The following is a 21468-nucleotide window of genomic DNA, read 5'->3' on the forward strand; positions in this document are numbered from 1 at the left end:
ACCCGACAACCACTTAGGTCACTAACGTGAACGCACTCGACACACGGCTCGCCGCACTGCGGGGCGGCACGCCCCCGGCCGGTTTCTCCGCCCGCGCCATCGCCGGACTGACCGCCAATCCCGGCTGCGCGCGCCGCGCCCTGCTGGACGCATCCGGGGCCGACAAGGGCCGGATCTCGGCCCGGGTGGGCTTCCCGGGCCGGTTCGGGCAGTCCACGTTCGCGCTGGCCCGCGGCCGTGCGTTCGAGGAGCAGGTCAAGGCGGACGGCGCCGCGCAACTGCTGGCGCTGCTGCGCGAGAGGCTGGGCCTGGCCGTCGAGGAGGCCGCCTACCTGCCGCTGGAGGACGTGGGCGAGCACACCGGCCGCGAGGTGCGCGCCGCCCACACCGCCAACCTGCTGCTGCGCGCCGCCCGCGACGCCGACGACGCGGGCACGCTGTTCGACCACCCGATGCTCCGGCTGAACGTCGCCGGGCACACCGCCTACCTGGAGCCGGACCTGGTGGCGTTCCAGGTCGGCGGGCGCTTCCACGTCGTGGAGATCAAGTCGTTCGCGGTCGTCGACGGCCAGGTGGACAGCGAGCAGGTCACGGCCGCCGCCCAGCAGGCCGCGGTGTACGTGCTGGCGCTGCGGGAGCTGCTGGCCGACCACGACCTGGACCCCGAGGCGGTGTCGCACGAGGTCCTGCTGGTCACCCCGGCCAATTTCGCGAACACCCCGATGGTGTCGGTGCTCGACGTGCGCAAGCAGCTCGCCGCCGTCCGCCGGGTGCTGACCCGCATGAGCCGCATCGACAGCCTGCTGGAGGCGCTCCCCGAGGGCGTGACGCTCGACCTGGCCCTCGACGCCGAGGGCAACCCGACCCGCGACCCGGCCGAGCTGTCCGCCGCCCTCCACCAGCTCCCCGCCCGCTACCGCCCCGGCTGCCGCGCCCACTGTGAGCTGGCCGCGTTCTGCCGCGACGAGGCCCGCCGCGCCGACTCCCTCGACGTCTTCGGCCCCGCCCTCGGCGGCATGCTGGGCGGCGTCGACACCGTCTCCGCCGCCCTGGCCCTGGCCGACGGCACCCGCGCCCCCGCCGACGACGAGGTCGAGATCGCCCGGGCCCTGCGCCACGCCGAGTCCCTGCGGTGCGGCCTCACATGAGCGAGCCGGAGGCGCGCGGCGCGGCCGTGGGCGCGAGCGAGCACGCGACGAGGAGGACCGGTGCCTCGAGGCGCGCCGGAGGCGAGCGGGGAGCGGGCATGAGCGGGAGACGCGCATGAGCAGCCTGCTCGTGGTCCTGGAGAAGCTGCACGCGGCGCGTTCGGGGCATGCGCGGCCGTTGCGGCGGATGCGGCACCACCATCTGGTGGACGAGCCGCTGGTGATCGTCCCGCTGAAGCTCGCCGGCGAGGCCGCCGCGCCGCTGGGGTGCGCGGTGGGGACCGACCCGGACGATCCGCTGCTGCTCACCGTTCCGCAGCCGCGCAACCGGGACCTGCAGCACGCGTTCTTCGTCGAGCTGGCGCGGGTGGTGCTCGGCTACGTCGCGGCCCGGCAGGACGAGACCGAGGAGGTGCCGTCCAACAGGAAGGACGAACCGCCCCGGCTCCGCTACGCCGACGCCCCGCAGATCCTGGTGCCCAACCGGCTCGCGCTGGACTACCTGGGGCTCCTGGGGCGGCTGACCCGGTTCCAGGAGACCGAGGACGACGTGCCGCTGCTGGGACGGTGGCTGACGTTCTTCGCCGACCGGGCCGAGTATCCGGGGTCGTCGCTGACGCTGGCGATGACCGACCTGCTCACGGCGCAGTGGGCGACCGGGCAGAGCGACCTGGAGGACGCCAACCTGGCGATGCTGCTGGCCTGGATCTGCCCGCCGGAGGGGATGACCGGGGCGCAGGCCGCGCAGGCCGCCGAGGACCCGCTGGACTTCCCGCCCGCCGGCCCGGCCACCGACCCCGACTTCGACAACCTCGTCCTGCAGCCCGCCGTCCGGGGCTACGACCGCGCCGCCGCGGCGGGGGACCGGGTGGCGCTGGCCCGTTCCGAGGCCAAGATCCGCGAGGCGGTGGAGTCGCAGCTCATGCCGACCTGGCGGCTGATGTGGAAGGGCCTGGAGCGGCTCCGCCAGCTGCCCGAGGCGCCGCACTGCGAGCAGCGCTGGGCCGCCGACCGCGACCGGTTCACCGGGCACGTCGACCACATCGCCGAGGGCGGGCCTCCGCAGCCCCGCCACGACCACGCCGTCGCGGCCGCCGCCCGGCTGGCGACGCTGGAACGCGCCCAGAACCGGTTCGACGCCGAGCAGGCACTGGACGACCCGTTCGTGCTGGCGGAGCTGCGGACCACCGGCGACGCGTTCGGCGGCACCGTGGTCGGGCGGGAGCCGGACCGCACGGAGATCAGCCCCAAGGGCCGGGTCCTGCTGCGCCCCCGCATCACCGTGCTCACCGAGGACCCGGTCCGCGTCGAGGCCGACCAGACCTACGTGTCCCCCGAACGCCCCAAGCAGACCGTCCGGATCCGCGAGATCATCGAGGACGGGTCCGAATGCCTGCTGGTCCTGGACGTCGTCGCCGGGATGGGCACGGTCAAGAAGCCCGCCCCCATCCCGGAACTGGGCGAGACCGTCTGCTACACCCGCGCCCCGGCCCAGTTCGGCGGCCAGGAGTTCCCGGCGCCGGAACAGACCCCGTGGACGCACGGCGGCCCGCCGGCCGCCCCGGACGACTCCCAGGGAGCACAGCAGTGATCGACGACCCTTCGGTGGCGTCCAAGGAGGCCGTCGAGGCGGTGCTGGCCGACATGGCCCGCGCCGGCGACGGCGACCGCGGCGTGATCGTCGACTCCCCGCCCGGCGCCGGCAAGACCACCCTGGTGGTGCGGGCCGCCCGGGCGCTGGTGGAGTCCGGCGAGCCCGCGATGATCATCGCCCAGACCAACCACCAGATCGACGACCTGCTGGAACGCCTGGCCGCCGAGCTGCCCGAGATCCGGCTGGGCCGGCTGTCCGCCGAGACCTACACCCCGCCCGGCCCGGTGGAGGCTTTGGCGAACGTCGCGATCGACACCAGGATCGACGGCCTGGCCGACTGCCCGCTGCTGCTGGGCACCGCCGCCAAGTGGGCCCGGGTCCGTGACCACCACCGCCGCTGGACCATCGTCGACGAGGCGTACCAGATGAGGTCGGACGCGCTGCTGCTGGTGGCGCACCTGTTCGACCGGGGGCTGTTCGTCGGCGACCCCGGCCAGCTCGACCCGTTCACCGTGGTGGAGACCACCCGCTGGACGGGCCTGTCGTACGACCCGCGCCTGAACGCCATCGACGTCCTGCTGGCCCACAACGCGTCCCTGCCCACTCACCGCCTCCCCGTCTCCTGGCGCCTGCCGGCCTCGGCGGCCCCCCTGGTGTCGCAGGCGTTCTATCCGTTCACGGGCTTCCAGGCCGGTACGACGGAGGGCACGCGCCGCCTGGAGTTCACCACGTCGGGTCTGCGCTCACCGTTGGACGAGACGCTGGAGACGGCCCGTACAGCGGGCTGGGCGCTGCACGAACTGCCCGCCCGCCACACTCTGCGCACCGACCCCCAGGCCGCCGAGGCCGCCGCGAACCTGGCCGCCCGCCTGCTGGCCCGGGGCACCGTCGCCTACTGCGAACGCCACCCCGACGGGCGCGCCATAGGCCCACGCGACATCGCTATAGGCGTGGCCCACCGGGACCAGGCCGACCAGATCCGCCGTGCCCTGGCCGCCGCCGGTGCTCCCGAGGTCACCGTGGACACCGCCAACCGCCTGCAGGGCCGCGAGTTCGAGGTCGTCATCGTGGTCCACCCGCTGTCGGGCCGCCGCGACGCCACCGCCTTCCACCTGGAGGCGGGCCGCCTGTGCGTGCTGACCTCCCGCCACCGCCAGGCCTGCATCGTCGTCGCCCGGGCGGGCATCACCGACCTCCTGGACGCCCACCCCTCCACCGACCCGCTCCACCTGAACGTCCCCGTCAAGTTCCCCGACGGCTGGGAGGCCCACCAGACCGTCCTGTCCCACCTGGCCCCCCACCGAGTCCCGGCCGCCGTCTGATGAGACGCCGCCATCTGTGCGTGCTCCTCGAAGGGGCCGAGCAGATCGAGGAACTACGGCGTACCTGGGATCCGGTGATGGCCGACCTGGTACCGGCCCACCTGACGGTGACCTACCCGGAGGAGACCAGCGACGAGACCCTCCTGCTGAGGCGCGCCGAATCATGGGTGCCCCAGGCGACTGCGTTCCGGCTCCGGCCGGGGAAGGTCTTCGCGGAGAACGAGGGCCACGGCGGGGTGTTCGTCGCGGTCGACGACGTGGACGGGGGATGGGCGGCCCTGCGGCGCCGACTGCTGGCCCCGCCCATGACCCCCGTCGACTTCCCACCCCACGTGACCATCGCCCACCCCCGTACGTCCTCCCGAGGCCCGGACTGCCACTCCGCACTGGCGGGCCGCCGCCTGGAGGGCGAGTTCTGGGTCCGGGAGGTGTCGTTCACCGAGACCACCCCGACCTCCTTCACGATCCTCCGCCGCTTTCCTCTCGCCACTTCTCCATAAGTGGACAGGGGCCTGTCGTCCATCGGCATCCAGTTGCCGTGAACGAGCCCAGGCGGTGGTCCGCCGGGCGGTCGGCGGCGGTGGTTTTCACGTCGTTTTCATGGGCGGGCGGCAGAACGCTCGGTCAGCGGGCGGGCGGCGGGGCGGCGGGGAGCCGGCGCTTGACAGGCGGTGAGCGCCTCATGACGGTGGGAGCGCTCCCACTTGGTTGTGCGGGCGTGCTCCACGGCGCGCCCGGAGAGTGAGGTCGTCCATGCCACTCACCCGATTGCGCATCAGTACCGCCGTGGTCGCGGCGCTGGCCTTCGGCCTGCTGCTGGTCGCCGGTGCGGTCGCGCCGTTCGCCCTGCCCGCGCGGGCGGCCGTCCAGCTGTGCGGCACCACCGACACCACCCCGGTGAACGGGGGAGAGTACATCGCGCAGAACAACATCTGGGGCGCCTCCACACCCCAGTGCATCACGGTCGACGGGACCTCGTTCCGCGTCGACTCGGCCGGGCACCAGAACGACACGAGCGGGGCGCCCGCCGCCTACCCCTCGTTCTTCAAGGGCTGCCACTGGGGCCAGTGCACCGGCAACAGCGGCCTGCCGGTCCAGGTCGGCGGCATGCCCGCCGTGACCAGCAGCTGGAGCACCACGCAGATCTCCTCCGGCGCCTACAACGTCGCCTACGACCTGTGGTACAACACCACCCCGTCCACCACCGGCGCCCCGAACGGGGCCGAGCTGATGATCTGGCTCAACAGCCGGGGCGGCGTGCAGCCCGCCGGTTCGCGGGTCGCCACCGGCGTGCCGATCGCCGGGGCCACCTGGGACGTGTGGACCACCCGGATGTCGGAGTGGAACTACATCGCCTACGTCCGCACCTCCGGCACCACCTCGGTCAGCGGCCTGGACCTGCGCGCCTTCACCCAGGACGCGGTCGCCCGCGGCTCGATCCAGAACTCCTGGTACCTGATCGGCGTCGAGGCGGGCTTCGAACTGTGGCAGGGCGGCGCCGGGCTGGCCACCAACTCCTTCTCGGTGAACGTCGGCGGCTCCACGACCCCGCCGCCCACGACCCCGCCGCCGGGCGACGCCTCCTGCACGGCGCGACTGGAGGTCGCGACCTCCTGGAACACCGGGTTCGTCGCGAACGTGACGGTGACCAACTCCGGGAACCGGCAGCTGAACGACTGGCGCGTGGACTGGGCCTTCCCCGGCGACCAGCGGGTGGTCAACGCCTGGAACGCCACGGTGACCCAGAGCGGCCGGGACGTGCGGGCCGTCCCCGCGTCCCACAACCGCTCCCTGGCCCCCGGCACCAGCACCACGTTCGGGTTCCAGGCCAGCGGTGCCGCCCCCGGCCCCATAACCCTGCGCTGCGGTACATGACAGCCATGTCCTGCTGAAGCCTCGGCGCCCGGTGGACTCGGATCCACCGGGCGCCCTTGTCATGGCCGTCCGGCGATCAGAGGCGGCGCAGGTGGTGAGGGCGGCCCGTGGCGGTGAAACCGAACGCCGCGCCGCTGTCGGGAGCGACGGTGCCGCCTTCCACCTGCGTCGGCGACCGGTCATGCCGGCGGCGCCGTGCGGATCGGGCCGTGGGATGAGGGACGCCCCGCCGGATGACAGGAACAATCTGGATATGTAAGATCCAGGATCGTGAGGATGAGCGAAGGCGTGGAGTGGGCGCTGCACACCTGCCTGAACCTGACATGGGTCGAGGACGATCGCGCGGTGCCCGCCGCGATGCTGGCCGCCTTCTACGAGCTGCCGCCCGCGTACCTCAACAAGCAGTTGCAGGCGCTGGTCCGTGCCGGGATCCTCACCTCGACGTCCGGGCCCCGGGGCGGCTTCCGGCTGGCCCGCCGGCCCGAGGAGATCACGGTGCTGGACGTCGTGGTGGCGATCGAGGGGCCGCAGGAGGCGTTCGCCTGCACCGAGATCCTGCGGCAGGGGCCCGGCGGCGAGCCGGGGGTCGACTACCGGAAGACCTGCGTGATCTCCCAGACCATGCGCCAGGCCGAGCTGACCTGGCGGCGGGAGCTGGCCGGGCGGACCCTCGCCGACCTCAGGGCGACGGTGGAGGAGCGGTTCCCCGCCGCGCCCGGCCAGACCCGTCGCCGGCTGGCCGACGCCCGCGCCTGAGCGCCGCGCCCTCCCCGCGGAGGGCGTACTGATCGGAGAATTCTGGATGTTTCCTAGCAAGGTACAGGAGAAGCGCCGGACGGCGGCGCGGGAGTGGCCGGCGGTCCTGGCGGTGACGCTGGGGATCTTCGCGCTGATGACCTCCGAGCTGCTGCCCGTGGGCCTGCTCACGCCCATCGGCTCCGACCTGGGCGTCTCCGACGGGGCCGCGGGACTCATGCTGACCGTGCCCGGGCTGGTGGCGGCGGCAGCGGCGCCCGTGGTCACCGTGGCCGGGGCGCGCCTGGACCGGCGGGTGCTGCTGGCGGCGCTGATCGGCCTGATGGCGGCGGCCAACCTGGTCTGCGCCGCCGCCCCGCACTACGCCGTCCTGCTGGCGGCGCGGGTGGCCGTCGGCGTGAGCATCGGCGGCTTCTGGGCCGTCGCCGGCGGCCTGGCGGTACGGCTGGTGTCCGCCCGGCACGTCGCCCGCGCCACGGCGGTCGTGTTCGGCGGGGTCTCCACCGCGTCCGTCGTCGGCGTACCGGCGGGAACGCTGCTGGGCGACCTCAGCGGATGGCGCACCGCCTTCGCGGCGGTCGGGGGGCTGGGGCTGGTCTCCCTGGCCTGTCTGCTCGTCCTGGTGCCGCCGCTGCCGTCCCAGGGGGCGCTCGCCTTCCGGGAACTGCCCGCGCTGCTGCGGCGCAATCCCGGGGTGCGGGTCGGCGTCCTGATCACCTTCCTGCTGATCACCGGCCACTTCACGGCGTACACCTTCGTGCGTCCGATCCTGCGCGAGGTCTCCGGGATCGACAGCGCGTTCGTCGGGGCGCTGCTGATGGCGTACGGCGTCGCCGGGATCGCGGGCAACTTCGCGGCGGGCCCCCGGGCGTCCGGAAGCCCGCGCGGCACGCTCGTGACCATCTGCGCCGCCCTCACCGCCGTCACCGCGCTGTTCGCCCTGCTCGGCACCGGACCCGTCACCGGGGCCGTCCTGCTGGTCGCCTGGGGGCTGGCCTACGGCGGGGTGTCGGTGAGCCTGCAGACCTGGATGCTCAAAGCCGCACCCGACACGACCGAGGCCGCCTCGTCGCTGTTCGTCGCCGCCTTCAACCTGTCCATCGCCCTCGGCGCCCTGATCGGGGGAGCCGCGGTCGACGGCGCCGCCACCGCGGTCCTGTGGGTCGCCGGCTGCCTTGCGCTGCTCGCCGCCGTGGCCGTCGGCGCCTCCCGCGAACCCTCCGCCCGACCGTCCGACACGAAGGGATCATCATGACGCACGACATCATCAATCCCGCCGGCCTGCACGACCCGGTCGGCTTCGGCTACAGCCACATCGCCCGCACGCCGGGGGGCCTGGTGTTCATCGCGGGGCAGTACGCCTCCGACGCCGAAGGCCAGGTCACCTCATCGGACTTCGCCGAGCAGGTCGACCGGTCGCTCGCCAACCTGCGCACCGCCCTGACCGCCGTCGGCCTCGACTACGGCGACGTCGTCCAGCTCCGCACCCACATCGTCGACCACGACCCCGGCAAGCTCACGATCCTCGCCGAACGGATCGGCCGGATCTGGGGCTCCCGCCCGCCCACGCAGACCCTCACCGGCGTGGCCGCGCTCGCCCTCCCGGACATGCTCTTCGAGGTCGACGCCATCGCGGTCGTCCCGCCCGGCACCGACGACTCCCGCCTCGGATCCCCTTCCGCAACGAACTGACATCCGCGCCCCGGCCCTGCCGATCGCCGCGTCGGTCCTGCTCCTTGAGACCGGGAGGGCGCGGGTCCGTCGTGGGCGAGCCGACGGGACCGATCAGTCCAGCACGAGGGCGAGAACGGCGCCCGGTGGACTCGGATCCACCGGGCGCCGTTGTCGTGGCCGTTCGACGATCAGGGGGCGGTGCAGGTGACGGAGGGCGGCGTCGAGGCGCCCGTGGCGGTGAATCCGAACGTCGCACTGGTGCCGGGTGCGAGAGCGCCGTTCCAGGACGCGTTCCGCACGATGACGTCGGGGGCGTTCTGGGCCAGGACGCCGTTCCACAGGCTGGCGATGCGCTGGCCCTGGTTCCAGTTCCACCGCGCCGTCCAGCCGTTCAGCGGAGAGCCGCCCGCGTTCCGCACCGTCACCTCCGCCTGGAAACCACCCGACCAGGAGCCGATGACCCGGTACTCGGCGGTGCAGCCGGCCGGACCCGGCGGGGGCGTGGTCGGCGTCGGCGTCGGGGTCGGATCGGTCGGGCGGTCGGGGTAGGTCAGCCCGTACCCGTACGGGAACAGCGGCGTCTTGCCGTCGCCGTCGTTGATCGGCTGCTGGGACGCGCTCTGCATCCAGGTCATCGGCAGCTTCCCGGTCGGCCGGTGGTCGCCGAACAGCACGTCGGCCACCCCCTGCCCCTCGGTGCCGGGCAGCCAGGCCGCCAGCAGCGCCCGCCAGTCCGGCAGGTGCGCGCCGATGTCCAGCGGCCGGCCGGACACCAGCACCACCACCACGGGCACGCCCGCCGAGCGCAGCCTCGCCAGGGTGTCCAGGTCCTCGGCGTCCAGGCCGAGCGAGCCGGGCCGGTCGCCCTCGCCCTCGGCGTACGGGGTCTCGCCGACCACCGCGACGGCCACGTCGTAGTCACCGTTGACGCCGCTGCCGGAACGGCTGTAGGTGACGTTGGCCGGATTGGTCACGGTGCTGCGGATGGCCTGCAGGATCGTCGTGCCCGGCGTGACGGGGCCGCTGTCGCCCTGCCATGAGATGGTCCAGCCGCCGCTCTGGTTGCCGATGTCGTCGGCCGACTTGCCGGCGACGAAGATCCGGGCGTCCTTGGCCAGCGGCAGCACGCCGCCGTCGTTCTTCAGCAGCACCTGGGACTTGCGCACCGCCTCCCGCGCCAGCGCGCGGTGCTCGGCCGACCCGACGGTGCCGGTGTAGTTCCGGTCGGTCAGCGGGCGCTCGAACAGGCCGAGCTCGAACTTCTTGGTGAGGATCCGCCGGTTGGCGTCGTCGACGCGCGCCATCGGGATCCGCCCGGCCTGCACCTCCGACCGCAGCAGGCCGATGAACCTGCGGTAGTCGTTGGGCACCATCACCATGTCGATCCCGGCGTTGACCGCGGTGCGCACCTCCTCGGCGGTGAAGCCGGGCGCGCCGTCGAGCTGGTCGATGCCCGCCCAGTCGCTGACCACGAACCCGGAGAAGCCCAGCTCGCCCTTGAGCACGTCGGTGATCAGGTAGCGGTGCCCGTGCAGCTTGGCCCCGTTCCAGCTGCTGAACGAGATCATCACCGAGCCGACCCCGCGCTCGATCGCCGCGCGGAAGGGCGGCAGGTGCACGGCGCGCAGCTCGGCCTCCGACAGCCGGGTGTCGCCCTGGTCCACCCCGCCGGTGGTGCCGCCGTCGCCGACATAGTGCTTGGCGGTGGCCAGCACCGAGCCGGAGGCGTTCAGCGACTCGCCCTGCAGCCCGGTGACCAGCGTGGTCATCGCGCCGGGCAGCTCGGGCAGCTCGCCGAACGACTCGTAGGTGCGGCCCCACCGGTCGTTGCGGGCCACGCACACGCAGGGCGCGAAGTTCCAGTCCACCCCGGTGCCGGACATCTCCTCGGCCGTCGCCCGCCCGATCCGCCGGACCAGTTCGGGGTCACGGGCGGCGCCCAGCCCGATGTTGTGCGGGAAGATCGTCGCGCCGTGCACGTTGTTGTGCCCGTGCACCGCGTCCACTCCGTAGATCATCGGAATGCCCAGCGGGGTGGACAGCGCCACGCGCTGGAACGAGTCGTACATGTCGGCCCAGGACCGGGCGTTGTTGGGGGACGGCGCCGAGCCGCCGCCCGACAGCACCGAGCCGATGCGGTAGGTGGCCAGGTCCGACACCGGGTCCAGGGCGCCCCGCTCGGCCTGGGTCATCTGCCCGACCTTGTCGTCCAGCGACATGCGCGCCAGCAGGTCCTCCACCCGGTCGCGCACCGGCAGCGACGGGTCCTGGTACGGCAGCGCGGCGGTCCGGGCGTGGACCTGAGCCGCCGCCCGGCCCGGCACCACGGCCGAGGACGGGACCGCCGACACGGCGGTGGCCAGCACGGCGGTGGCCAGCACCGGCGCGCCCAGCGCCACCGCCCGGCGGCCTGATCTTCCCAACACGAGACCTCCCGGAGCCCCCGACCATTCGTCGGCAGAATGCGAACAGCTCACGAACGCCTTCAAACTAAGTTGGCCATGCCACAGAAAAAACCTTCTTTCCACGGTCTTTCATTCGCGATCCGCCCGACGGTCGGCCCACACGCCGGGTTGCTCCGCCGGAAGCCGTTCGCGGGAGCGCGGCCTGTTGAGATCAGCTGGGGTTCTCCAGCCCTTTCCGAGGTCGGCTAGCGGGACGCCGTAGCCGTTCTCAGCGATCTCCGGGTATGAGGGCCGCCGTCGAAGCGGCGATCCAGGCCTCCAACTGCCGCCAACGACATCTCGAGTGGCTCGGCCAGTTCGCTCACGGCCGCCGGTCCGGGCGCAACCGCTCCATGATCGCCCTCCTGGTCGGCTCCGCCGACACCCGCAGACTCGGATCCACATCCGAACGCTTAAGCGCAGACTCGAGTGGCGCCCCGTTCAATAGCTAAGTCAGCGCCTAACTGTGCTTTCGTCCTGGCTCGTCTCGAGGAGATCACCCTGTCTTGTGATCCTGCGGGGACGATGGGGTGTGGTGCCGAGGTGAACCGGATGGCCGGAGCACCCATCCCGGAACGGCGTCAGGCGAGATCAGGCGTCGGTTGTATCGCCATCGGCGGAGCCCGGTGCGCTGTTGATGATCTCCTGCAGTTCGAGCAGGTGTTTTTCGGTGAAGCGCAACTGGACCGCTTCACCACAGAGAGTGAGAGAGATGACGGCGGGGCCGCCTCCCTCCCTGGCCGTTCGCCACTTCCTGATCTGCTCGGTGACGTCCTGTCCGTCGATGGCGCCGTACTGGAACTTCGCGCAACATGTGGCACACAGGCACAGCACGTTGCCAGGCCGATTGAGCCACCTGCCGCGCAGGCGCGAGACAAGGTAAAGGCCTTCGAAGTACGGGGTGCCGTCGTACTTGGGGAACACGTCGTCACAGATCTGGCATCTGCCGCCGTACTGCTCCAGCAGGAAGTGCTTCACCGCGCCGTCCTTGGCCTCCCAGGTCCTGCGCGGTACTCGACGGAACCGTTCGTGCGCCGGAGGCTCGGCCTCCCTGTCCGCCGCGATCCCCTCCTTGATCCGCTCCCGCCGGAACGCCGGATTGCCGACCTGACCCGAGCCCGTCGACGGGACCTCCCCTCCCTCGTGCCCCGGAGGACGGCCGGGGCGATCGAACACCACCGACAACTCCTTGGCGAAGTCGACGTCGTCCGCAGACGGCTTGGGATCTTCGCCGTGGTCGTTCCGATCGGCCTGGGCGCGGGCTCGTATCTCCTGGTCGAGCTTCTCGAGAAGATCCGGGTGGTCTTTCAGTGCGCGCAGGATCTCTGCGGGGATGCCCAGCTCACGGCTTGCCTCCTCGAGGACCGGCTGGATCATGCCCAGTGCCTTCGCCAGCACATGATCGCGGGTGAACGACTGCGGCAGGTCGTCCAGCCTGAGCTCGCTTGGAGAGCGGAAACCGCCGTGAGCGTTCGGGAGCCAGCGCTCCCGTTTGGCAATGGCCCCGATCTGCGATGTCGCGGCCTTGAGTTCCGGATCGGAGAAGTCCTTACGGCTGGATTTCTCGATGATTCCTGCGATGAGGTGGCTGTTCGGAATGAGTAGATTGTTCCAGACGTATGCTGATCGGGTGAGAGTGGGATGTCGCAGCGCGTACTCGAGACCATCGATCTGCGCGTGGGGATCGAAACCGTTGAGACCGCGTTCGTGTAGCCCCCAGCCGTGGATCAGGATCACGTGATTCCGCCAATCTGGCTTCTTGGCGGTGACGCGTACCCTGTCCTGTAGTCCGAGCTCCTGCAACACAGGCAGCCAGGGGCGGTAGAGGTCGTCAGCGAGCCACGCATCCGGGTTGCCTTCAAAAAATAGCTGCAGTTCAGGCGTCCCCATGTAGGTGTCTGCCGGAGTGCGCAGCCCTGTTCTATTCGTTGCCGCATTGCGGCTGATAACAAATGGTGTTCTCTGTAGAGTTATTGTGAGCTGTTCACGTCGCCTTCCGGACGCTTTGCTCAAGGCTTTTGATATGAGGTTGAGGTCTTCTGTGTGCTGCTCGGGATCTAGCTGGTCGGGAGTTGTGTCGTGGTATCGAGGAATAACATATTCCATCACTTCTGCGACCACATCTGGCTCGGTGAGCCCAAGCGCTTCGAGAAACTGCTTGGCCTCTGGAGCGGCGGCAATCGACCGCCGGACGGTGGGGAATCGGGTGCCGGTCGATCCTGGCAGGTAGGCGTTGGGCTTGTCGGCCGCGTCGAACGGGCGTACATGGCTACCGTCTTCCAATCGTATGATGGGCTTCATACGTGCTGGTCCCGGGGGGTCGCCGCGCCAGCGTGGTGCCCGCCACAGTGCCTGATTCTGCTGTAGAAACCCATAGAAGCGGACCAGCCAGTCATCTGGCTGCACGCTGAGAAACTCTGCGGTGATCTTACCGATGACCCCTTCTCCGGTCACCTCACCGATCTTCGAGTTCTTCTCGGAGGTATTTCCACAGGAAGGGGGATCGATCCGCTGTGATCGACGGATGAGCGAAGGAGACGGGGGCAGGCAGATCGTAGAGGGCGCAGAGCTGCTCCGGCGACAGCAAATCACGGATCCCGGTGCCGCGTGCCAGCCTCAGCTCAGGCGCTCTGCCATAGCCGCCGTCGGCGAGCGGAATGAGCTTTTCTCGGATAAACGCGTTGCGTACTGTGGTGAACATCGGATGGAACATCGAACCGGGCTCGAACCGGGTGGGTTCGAGTGGCAGAGCCTGCAGCACCTCGACCGTGAGCAGTTCTTTGTCGCGTAGCTCGGTGAGCACGTCGGTGAGCAGGATGGCTGTCTCGTTTACGAGTCGCTTGTTCCAAGGTTCGTAGTCAGGAATATTGTCACGAGCCGGTGTTGTTCGATAGGGGCCCTGGATGAGAAATCCTAGAGATGTGTCCTTCTCGGTGGGGAAAAATGCGACCAATGGTGAGCTGTCGCATTGAATTATTCGTTCCCGATCACCGTCCTGTGTAACACGGAAGGCGATCTCGACACGGTGCTCGCCCTGGTCGGGACCGAACACCTTGCGTTCCCAGACGATCCAGTTCTCCTGCCACCGTCCGGTATCGGACGATCCGGTCAAGGATATACGACGGCTCGACGGCGTACGAGAATCAACCAACCGCCCCAGTACACCGTTCCTGGTAGTCGCGCCGCAGATATAAATCCGTTCGATGTTCCGGAGAAAAAGCAGCGTCCGGAGGTTGAGGCTGTCGAGCGCTTCGGATATGTCTCCGGCAGCGATGTCTGTAGTCAGTTCGAGATGGTCGAAGGGAAAGACGAAGAGTGTTTCACCGGAGGGGACGGGAACATGCTCGTCGGCATGCGGGCGGACGTAGTTCTCGATGCGAAAGTGCTCATCACCGGAGTGGATGCGGGGTGTTCTGGTGTACGCATAGACGGACTTGAAGCCGATACCGAACTTTCCAATCTGCGTCAGGTCTTCCGACTTGGTGCTCCTGCCGACCCCGCAGATGCCGCGTACGTCTGCCTCGTTGAACGGCCGCCCATCATGGCGCACTTCGAGTCGGTCATCGAACAACTCGAAGGTCAGCTCCTTCGCGCCGGCGTCCTCGGCGTTCTGGATCAGCTCGAAGATGAAGTGCGTTCGCTTGCTGTAGAGCCGCCCCAGGAGGTCCAGGTGTGTGGTGTCCTCGCCGTACCGGCGGATGTTCTCGTCGTAGATCGCCTTGTAATCAACCGGCACCGGTAACCTCCAACAGTCCGATCGCCACCCGCCGGGAGAGGATCTCGACCCGCCTGGCGCGCTCCAGCTCCGTTCTGCGGCGCTGATGGTCGGCTTCGATCCCGGCCAGCTCCGACTTTTTCATCCGCGCGATCCGCGGTTCGGTCGCGACCTCCAGCTCCGCCTTGACGCGCCGGTGGCGGTTCTCGTGGAAGCTGTCGAGACTGGCCAGCCGACGGTCCAGCAGCCGGTCGTTGGACGCCTGGAGCCGCTGGATCTCGACACGCCGCCTGGCGTCGGACATGGCGTCCAGTGCGCGCAGGCACTCGGCGATCGCCGCTTCCGGCAGCGCGAGCCCGGGCCCGGCGGTGCCGGCACCCGTCAGCAGCCTGAGGAAGTTGCGGGAGAGGGGGTCCACGGGCCGCCGGTCGTCGGATGAGACGACGAGGGACACCAGCCTGAGATCAGGGCGCGCGGCGATCGTCTCCCAGATCTCGCACGCGAACACGTACACCCCGGCGGGAACCAGGTCGGTCGTCGTGCGGAACGCGCCCACCAGCGGTGTGTCGACCTGGGTCCAGTGGGCCGCCGCCGCTTTGGCGAGCGGATGCACCGGGGTCAGGAACTCCAGGTCCCGGCGTTCGACTGCGGTCTTCTGCCGCAGTGTGAGGTCGATGTCCCGCCCCTGCTCGAGCGCGGCCACGAAGGATGCCGAAGCCTGCTCCAGGCTCCGGATGCGGGACGCCAGCTCCACACGGCCGTTCTCGGAGATGCGCAGTCGCTTGACCGCATCACCGTCCACGCGCTCGAGCCGGCCACGCAGGAACGGCTGCCGCAGGAAGCTTTCGACGAGAACGCCGAGGTCGGCCTCGTCGATGAAGCGCCCGTCCTCCACGACGTCCTCGACCTCGGCGGTGAACGCGTCGCCGAGACCGATCAGCCACCCGCTCTCGTCATCGAGCCGCCGTTGCTCCTCGGCCAGCCGGATCGCGTTGTCGGCGATCTGCCGGGCCCGCGATGCGGTCTGCTCCGGCGACAGTGAGGCGTCGAGGGCGACGCGGTTGAGGTCCGCGATGGCCTCGCCCAGAACCTCCTCCAGGTCGCCGACGCTGTCCCGGAAGACGCCCAGCCGGTCGAAGCAACGGAAGAAGACCCGCTCCTCGACGGTGTCGGGGGTGATGAAGTTGAAGATCAGCACCTTGTCACTGCGCTGCCCGAACCGGTCGACCCGCCCGATCCGCTGTTCGATGCGCATCGGGTTCCATGGGATGTCGTAGTTCACGAGCCGATCGCAGAACTCGTAGTCGAGCCCTTCACAGCCCACCTCGGACGACAGCAGCACGTCGATCGCGTCCGGGTGGTCCCGGTCGAGCCGGAACCGGTCGCGCAGTTCTTCCCGTTCGCGATCGGCCACCTGTCCGGTCACCACCCCGACACGAACGCCCGCCGCGGCCAGTCGGCCCCTCAGGTAGTCGATCGTGTTGAGGAAGGAGGAGAACACCAGCACCTTCCCCGGGCTCTCCGGGTCGGCGAGCGTCTGCGACACGATGTCCCGCAGCCGTTCGAACTTGGGGTCCTCATCCGACAGCCCCGCCACCGCGACGAGCAGATCCTGTGCGCGGTCGCGTACGACGGCCGGCAGCTCCGTGGGCTCGTCCTCGATCTCGGGATCGTCGGTCAGCGTCTCCAGTGAGACACCACCGGAGTCGAGGATCCGGCCGAGCGTGTGCCGGAGGACGGTGATGCAGCTCGCGGCCTGCCGTTCCAGCACGTCCATGATCAGCCGTACCACCCGGGGGTCGTGCCGCTGCAGCAGGACCTCACGGCGGAACGCGAGCACCGCCTCATAGGCCGCCCGCTGAGCGTCGGTGAACGGGACCTGCACCGTCTGCGGATCCCGGACGGTGAACCGCCCGATGTCACGGCGCCTCGTCCGGTTCATGACGTGCGCCAGCGAATGCAGTTCCTCCAGGTCACGGATGCACCGGACACGCCCTTCGTCGTCCAGGGCGGCACCACCGAGGCGCTGGACGACCTCCTGGTATCGGGGATCGGCGCGCAGAATCTTGCGTCCCCAGCTCGTCTCGCCGGCCTCGGCGACGGCGGTCGCCGCTTCCCTCTGCCAGTCCTCACCGGCGGACTCACCGCTCCGCAGCAGCCCCACGGCCTTCGTCAGATGCCGGTTGGGCTCCAGGATCTCCTGGAACGAGCTCTTGTCCGGGAACAGGTCGGGCCGCAGCAGGTTCAGCAGGGTGAACAGGTTGTCCGAATGCACCTGGACCGGCGTCGCCGAGAGCATCAGCACCGCTTCGCTGGTCTGGCACAGCTTCTCGATGAGCCGGTACGAGTTGCTCGCCGGTGTCCTCAGGTGATGGGCCTCATCAGCGATGACCAGGTTGAACTGCGGGGAAGGAGACAGTTCCAGCAGACCGAGATGCCGCCGTCCGCCTCCCCGAGTCCCCTGCAGGTACTGCTCCATGCGGAACAGTTCGTAGTGCACGATCGCCCGGGAGTACTCCTGCGGCCACCGGCCTTCCTCGTACACCTCGTCAAGGCAGTACCGCAGCTCCCGTGCGGACAGGACACGGAAGTCCTCGTCGAAACGGCGCATCTCGGCCCGCCACTTGCCGGTGAGCGCCTTGGGGCACAGCACCAGCACGTTGTCCATCCGCTGCCGGGTCGACAGTTCCTTGAGGACCAGTCCCGCCTCGATCGTCTTTCCCACGCCCACGTCATCGGCGATGAGCAGCCGCGGCCGCTCCGCCCGCAGCATCCGGAGCAGCGGCTTGAACTGGAACGGGATGAACTGGATCCGCGCGGCGGTGAGCGCGTAGAGGTGGTCGACCTGCGGGTTGCCCAGCCGTGTCGCCGTCAGCCGGGCCCGGAACTCCGCCAGGTCGACGAACCGGCGTTCGGCCAGTGCGTTCGCCCACTCGTCCACAACCGCCGACTGCACCGGCTGAAGCTGGTCCTCGAAGTAGTCCTGGATCAGGGTCGCGGAGTGGAAGACCCGGAAGCGCCTGCGACCGCCGACCGTCTCGAGTTCGGCCATGATCGGCCCCGTACGCGCAGGGTCGGCCCGCACCGCGACGAGAGAGCCGATGGCGAATCCGTCACCCGGCCGAACTCCTTCACCCATGGCCGGCACCGAATCCGCGCCGGACACGGCGGTGGGCTGGAGTGGAGGTACGGGTTGCTCGCGGACGGGGCGGAGAGGACCGCTGCAGGACGGTCAGGGCTCGCGGGTGGAGGAATGTGTGCAAATCTCGTTCACGCGCATTCTGTCAGTGGTTGGATCGCCTGCGGGAGCCTGGGTGACATATACCATCCATGGGCCCCTGTGTGGAGATGTATCCCGAATCGGTCGTGAGGAATGTTGACGGTGGCCGAAGAAGTGCAGCGTGCGGGCAGGTCGGCGGCGTGGATGGTGCGCGGTGGATGGCATGGCGAGCGTGAGGCCAAGGCGCTCACTGAGGGTCTGGTCATTGCGGGCTGGAACGAGATGGGGGATCTCAGCGGCTACCGGACGCGGGCGGCGCTGAGCGAGGCGTTGCGCCGTGCCTATCCGGATGCCGGCCGCAACGTGATCGGCAACTGGACCGGCCAGCTCTGGCGGTTCACCACCGAGATGCGGGAAGGCGATCTGGTGGTGATGCCTTTGAAGACCCGGCCGGGGCATGTGGCGGTGGGACGGATCGCCGGCCCCTACGAGTACCGGACCACCGAGCCGGAAGGGTTCCGGCAGATCCGCCGGGTCGATTGGATCCGCACCGACGTCTCCAAGGAGAGGATCAGGGCGGATCTCGTCGCCACCCTGGGGTCGCTGCTCACCATCTGTCGGCTCTCCCGTAACGAGGCCGCCCGGCGCATCGCACACCTTGCTGAGCACGGGGAGGATCCCGGGCTGGCGGGCCAGGAGGAGATCACCAGCTCCGACGATCTGCTGGAGGACGCGGCCGGGCGGAGCCCGGACAACCCCCGCAAGCTGACCATCCGCAACCTGCTCGAACACTGGGGACTGCAGCGCCGCACCAGCGCGGCCGTCGAGATCGTCAAGGCCGATCTCGCCGAGAAGGGCCTCACCACACGCCCGCCGTTCACCGAAGGGCCCATCACGACCGAGGTCGCCTTGGTTCCGCTGGGGGCCGAACCGGGCTCTGTGGCCAACGCCGCTGAGGACGTGGAGGACACCGAGGACGTAGCCGATCCCCAGCACATGGCCCTTCGGCTGGGGAGCCTGCCGGCGCCGCTGGTCTCGGTGCCGAGCACGGCCGACCTGACGTACGTCAAGACGCTGATGCTCACCCGCCAGTTCTCCCAACTCGCCGTGATCGACGACGACGGCACCTACCGCGGTGCGGTGAGCTGGGAGTCCATCGGCCGGGCGCACGTGGCCTCAGGTAACCCCACTCTGCAGGACGCAATCACACCCGCCCTGGTGGTGGACCATGATGCGCTGCTGCTCGAACAGATCCCGCTGATCTACGAACGCGGTTATGTCTTCGTACGCCATCCCGATCGTCAGCGGGTCACCGGCATCATCACGGCCGCGGATCTGTCACTCCAGTTCGGTGAACTCGCCCGTCCCTTTGTCCTCATCGAGGAGGCCGAGAACCGGCTCCGCAGGGCGGCCGACGAGAACTTCACCGTCGACGAGCTGCGCGACGCGGTGCAACCGCATCGGCGTAACAAGATCAACCATGCCGCCGACTTCAACTTCGGCGACTACTACCACCTGCTGAAGGATCCCGGTCGCTGGACCAAGCTGGGCTGGAACATCGACCAGCAGATTCTCTTGGGTCTGCTCGAGGACGTCCGCGTCATCCGTAACGACCTGATGCACTTCAGTCCGGACCCGCTGTCACCCGAACGCTACGACAAGGTCAACGGCCTCCTCACCCTCCTGCGCACGGTCGATCCTCGGCCCTGATCCGGCCGTACGTCAGTGCCAGGTTGATGTTCTGGTCGCTCGAGTATGGGGCCCGTAGGGTTCGATCATGACTGTGGACGGGCAGAGGCGCGGATTCTTCTGGGACGTGCAGGCCGGGCGGGTCGCTCCGCCGCCTGCGGCGGTGACGTTGGGGTGGGAGCTCATCGCGGTGGATCCCGAGCAGGGCACCATCGAGGTGGGCTTCACGGCGGGGGAGCAGTTCCTGAATCCGGCCGGGGTCGTCCAGGGCGGGTTCCTGGCCGCGATGCTCGATGACACGCTGGGACCGGCGTTGGTCGCGACCCTGCCGGAGGGACAGTTCGCGCCGACCCTCGACCTGCACGTTCAGTTCCTCCGTCCCGCCCGGCCGGGGCGGCTCGTCGGACGGGGACGGATCGTGCAGCGGGGGCGTGAGGTGTGCTTCCTGGCCGGTGAGCTCATCGACCCTGACGGCAGGCCGGTGGCCGTGGCGACGGCCACCGCCCGGATCATGACCATGCCGCCGAACCGATCCTGATCCCCGGACCGTCGCGACCGGGGCGCGCTCCGGCTCCTTCCGGTTCTTCCGGCGACCGGACCGGGTCGCGGGTTCCGGCGGGGGTATGAGCATCCACGATCTGCGAAGCACGCCGAACGGGGGAGGCGGACGTGGACTCGGCCACCGCACCTGACTACGAACGGTTGTACGTCGCTCGGGCGACGTCACGAGGCGGCCGCGACGATCGGGTGGTCTCCGACGACGGAGCACTGGACGTCGCCCTGAAGGCGCCCCCGGAACTGGGCGGCACCGGCGGGGCCAGCAACCCCGAGCAGCTCATGGCCGCCGCCTACGCCGCCTGCTTCCACAGCGCCCTGACGCTGGTGGCCTCCCGGCAGGGCGTGGACCCCGAGGCCGACGTGCAGGCCGAGGTGGCGCTGCTCAAGCGGAACCGCGCCGACGACTACCGGATCGCTCTGGCGGTCCGGGCGCACATGCCGAACGTCGACCGCGCCACCGCCGAGCGCGTCGTGGGCCAGGCGTTCGACGAGTGCCCCTACACCACGGCCTTCCGCGAGAACACCGAGATCAACGTCCAGGTGACATGACCGGCGCCCCCCGGACGGCATCGACCCAAGGCTCGGGCACCTGAGCCTGACGACCGCCGAGTTCGCGCCCTCCTCACCCGGATCAAGGCCGACCGATGACGGCCCGGGAGAGAGCCGTCTCACCGTCCGAGCGCGGCGTCGATCGAGGCCAGGGCGTCCCGCCAGTGCAGGCCGGTACGGGACCGGGCGAGTTCGGCATGCTCGCGGCAGAACCAGAAGGCGTTCGCCGGATGCCCCGTCCAACCGGAGCGGTTCCATGCCTCCAGCCCTTCCTTCTCCTGCGGAGTCAGGCCGAAGTGAACGAGGACGAAGCTCGACAACACATCCCGGCCCTCGGGCACGTCCCGAGCGTCCGACCCACAGACATGGCAGCGCGGCGGCCTCACAGGACCATCCTCACACGCCCGCCTGCAGCGCAGGTCCATTACAGGGCCTCGTTCCCCAGCGTGGGAGCCGGTCTCCCACAGGCACGTGCGACGATGCCCGCCAGGGCCCGGGGATGGACGCGGGGCGGGCGGTTTGGGCGCCCACCTGCCCCCAGGCGCACGGCCGGTTGATCGCGCCGACGCCGTTCCCCGGCGATCCTCGAGGTGAGGAATTCCTGTCTTTACGGACAGTGGAATTGCGGACCGATGTCGCCGGCCGCTGAAACGGTCGAGGGGTCGGCAGATCTCGAACGTTGTGAGTGAACAGGGCGGGATGCGGCATGTCCCCGTCAGAGTGGATGACGCGGGCCCGGTGGATCTCCGCTCCTTCGGAGCGCCGAAAACGTCAGTGGGCGCTGTCATTCTCCGAGGCGGAGAGCGCACCTCGGAGGACCTCATGGACGCTTCCCCGCCCGTACCGCCGCCCGGTTCGCCCGCCCGCGGCTCCTGTGGCGATCCGATGCGGCGTCAGTGTTCCGCTCGACCGGCCCCGCGCGGA

Annotated in this window: 16 protein-coding genes; 11 read left to right on the forward strand and 5 right to left on the reverse strand. The window is 69.8% G+C overall.

Annotated elements, in window-relative coordinates; translation table 11 throughout:
* The first annotated feature begins 26 nt into the window (after positions 1–26).
* The 8 genes from HNR21_RS15020 (at position 27) to HNR21_RS15055 (ending at position 8387) form a co-directional block, all read left to right on the forward strand.
* Positions 27–1148, forward strand: coding sequence for a hypothetical protein (locus tag HNR21_RS15020; protein WP_182705711.1), 1122 nt, complete (start codon positions 27–29; stop codon positions 1146–1148).
* Positions 1149–1263: 115 nt separating this feature from the next.
* On the forward strand, positions 1264–2739 hold the full coding sequence (locus HNR21_RS15025) for a hypothetical protein (RefSeq protein WP_182705712.1): 1476 nt from the start codon (positions 1264–1266) through the stop codon (positions 2737–2739).
* Positions 2736–4064, forward strand: coding sequence for an AAA domain-containing protein (locus HNR21_RS15030; protein ID WP_312881041.1), 1329 nt, complete (start codon positions 2736–2738; stop codon positions 4062–4064). The genes HNR21_RS15025 and HNR21_RS15030 overlap by 4 nt, the downstream gene beginning before the upstream one ends.
* A gap of 20 nt (positions 4065–4084) precedes the next feature.
* The gene (locus tag HNR21_RS15035) at positions 4085–4564 is read left to right on the forward strand and encodes a 2'-5' RNA ligase family protein (protein WP_182705713.1); all 480 of its coding nucleotides are present in this window, start codon (positions 4085–4087) and stop codon (positions 4562–4564) included.
* A 268-nt stretch (positions 4565–4832) separates the two neighbouring features.
* Complete coding sequence (locus tag HNR21_RS15040; protein ID WP_220500168.1) at positions 4833–5939, forward strand: GH12 family glycosyl hydrolase domain-containing protein; 1107 nt, start codon at positions 4833–4835, stop codon at positions 5937–5939.
* Positions 5940–6215: 276 nt separating this feature from the next.
* Positions 6216–6695, forward strand: coding sequence for an RrF2 family transcriptional regulator (locus HNR21_RS15045; protein WP_182705715.1), 480 nt, complete (start codon positions 6216–6218; stop codon positions 6693–6695).
* A 46-nt stretch (positions 6696–6741) separates the two neighbouring features.
* Positions 6742–7950, forward strand: a complete 1209-nt coding sequence (locus HNR21_RS15050) for an MFS transporter (RefSeq protein ID WP_182705716.1) — start codon at positions 6742–6744, stop codon at positions 7948–7950.
* Positions 7947–8387 (forward strand): RidA family protein, encoded by a 441-nt coding sequence (locus HNR21_RS15055; RefSeq protein ID WP_182705717.1) that lies wholly within the window; start codon positions 7947–7949, stop codon positions 8385–8387. The genes HNR21_RS15050 and HNR21_RS15055 overlap by 4 nt, the downstream gene beginning before the upstream one ends.
* A 170-nt stretch (positions 8388–8557) precedes the next feature.
* On the opposite strand, the gene HNR21_RS15060 is transcribed toward HNR21_RS15055, so the two are convergent.
* From HNR21_RS15060 to HNR21_RS15075, 4 genes are all read right to left on the reverse strand, one after another.
* Positions 8558–10795 carry a glycoside hydrolase family 3 N-terminal domain-containing protein gene (locus HNR21_RS15060; RefSeq protein ID WP_312881042.1) on the reverse strand — a complete coding sequence of 746 codons (2238 nt, stop codon included), beginning with the start codon at positions 10793–10795 and terminating at the stop codon, positions 8558–8560.
* Positions 10796–11404: 609 nt separating this feature from the next.
* A complete protein-coding gene (locus HNR21_RS15065; protein ID WP_182705718.1) occupies positions 11405–13267 on the reverse strand; it encodes a hypothetical protein in 1863 nt (620 codons plus the stop codon).
* 1 nt (position 13268) lies between these two features.
* Positions 13269–14549: a sacsin N-terminal ATP-binding-like domain-containing protein gene (locus tag HNR21_RS15070; protein WP_182705719.1), complete on the reverse strand. Its 1281-nt coding sequence runs from the start codon at positions 14547–14549 to the stop codon at positions 13269–13271.
* A complete protein-coding gene (locus HNR21_RS15075; protein WP_182705720.1) occupies positions 14539–17580 on the reverse strand; it encodes an SNF2-related protein in 3042 nt (1013 codons plus the stop codon). The genes HNR21_RS15070 and HNR21_RS15075 overlap by 11 nt, the downstream gene beginning before the upstream one ends.
* 330 nt (positions 17581–17910) lie before the next feature.
* Between HNR21_RS15075 and HNR21_RS15080 the strand changes: the two genes are divergently transcribed.
* The 3 genes from HNR21_RS15080 to HNR21_RS15090 all read left to right on the forward strand — a co-directional run bounded on the left by HNR21_RS15080 (position 17911) and on the right by HNR21_RS15090 (position 20544).
* Complete coding sequence (locus HNR21_RS15080) at positions 17911–19458, forward strand: CBS domain-containing anti-phage protein (RefSeq protein WP_182705721.1); 1548 nt, start codon at positions 17911–17913, stop codon at positions 19456–19458.
* Positions 19459–19525: 67 nt separating this feature from the next.
* On the forward strand, positions 19526–19975 hold the full coding sequence (locus HNR21_RS15085) for a PaaI family thioesterase (RefSeq protein ID WP_182705722.1): 450 nt from the start codon (positions 19526–19528) through the stop codon (positions 19973–19975).
* A gap of 131 nt (positions 19976–20106) precedes the next feature.
* Positions 20107–20544: an Ohr family peroxiredoxin gene (locus tag HNR21_RS15090; protein WP_157995785.1), complete on the forward strand. Its 438-nt coding sequence runs from the start codon at positions 20107–20109 to the stop codon at positions 20542–20544.
* A 119-nt stretch (positions 20545–20663) separates the two neighbouring features.
* Here HNR21_RS15090 and HNR21_RS15095 read toward each other — a convergent pair whose 3' ends face one another.
* The gene (locus HNR21_RS15095) at positions 20664–20885 is read right to left on the reverse strand and encodes a hypothetical protein (RefSeq protein WP_182705723.1); all 222 of its coding nucleotides are present in this window, start codon (positions 20883–20885) and stop codon (positions 20664–20666) included.
* Positions 20886–21468: the final 583 nt, after the last annotated feature.

Origin of the sequence: Thermomonospora cellulosilytica (assembly GCF_014138835.1) — a bacterium.
GTDB classification, from domain to species: domain Bacteria; phylum Actinomycetota; class Actinomycetes; order Streptosporangiales; family Streptosporangiaceae; genus Thermomonospora; species Thermomonospora amylolytica.

Excerpts from the sequence above, each read along its gene's own strand:
- HNR21_RS15085 (WP_182705722.1), top strand. The coding sequence starts at position 19,526 with ATGACTGTGGACGGGCAGAGGCGCGGATTCTTCTGGGACGTGCAGGCC.
- HNR21_RS15055 (WP_182705717.1), top strand. The coding sequence starts at position 7,947 with ATGACGCACGACATCATCAATCCCGCCGGCCTGCACGACCCGGTCGGC.
- HNR21_RS15025 (WP_182705712.1), top strand. The coding sequence starts at position 1,264 with ATGAGCAGCCTGCTCGTGGTCCTGGAGAAGCTGCACGCGGCGCGTTCG.
- HNR21_RS15075 (WP_182705720.1), bottom strand. The coding sequence starts at position 17,580 with ATGGCCGAACTCGAGACGGTCGGCGGTCGCAGGCGCTTCCGGGTCTTC.
- HNR21_RS15050 (WP_182705716.1), top strand. The coding sequence starts at position 6,742 with ATGTTTCCTAGCAAGGTACAGGAGAAGCGCCGGACGGCGGCGCGGGAG.
- HNR21_RS15045 (WP_182705715.1), top strand. The coding sequence starts at position 6,216 with ATGAGCGAAGGCGTGGAGTGGGCGCTGCACACCTGCCTGAACCTGACA.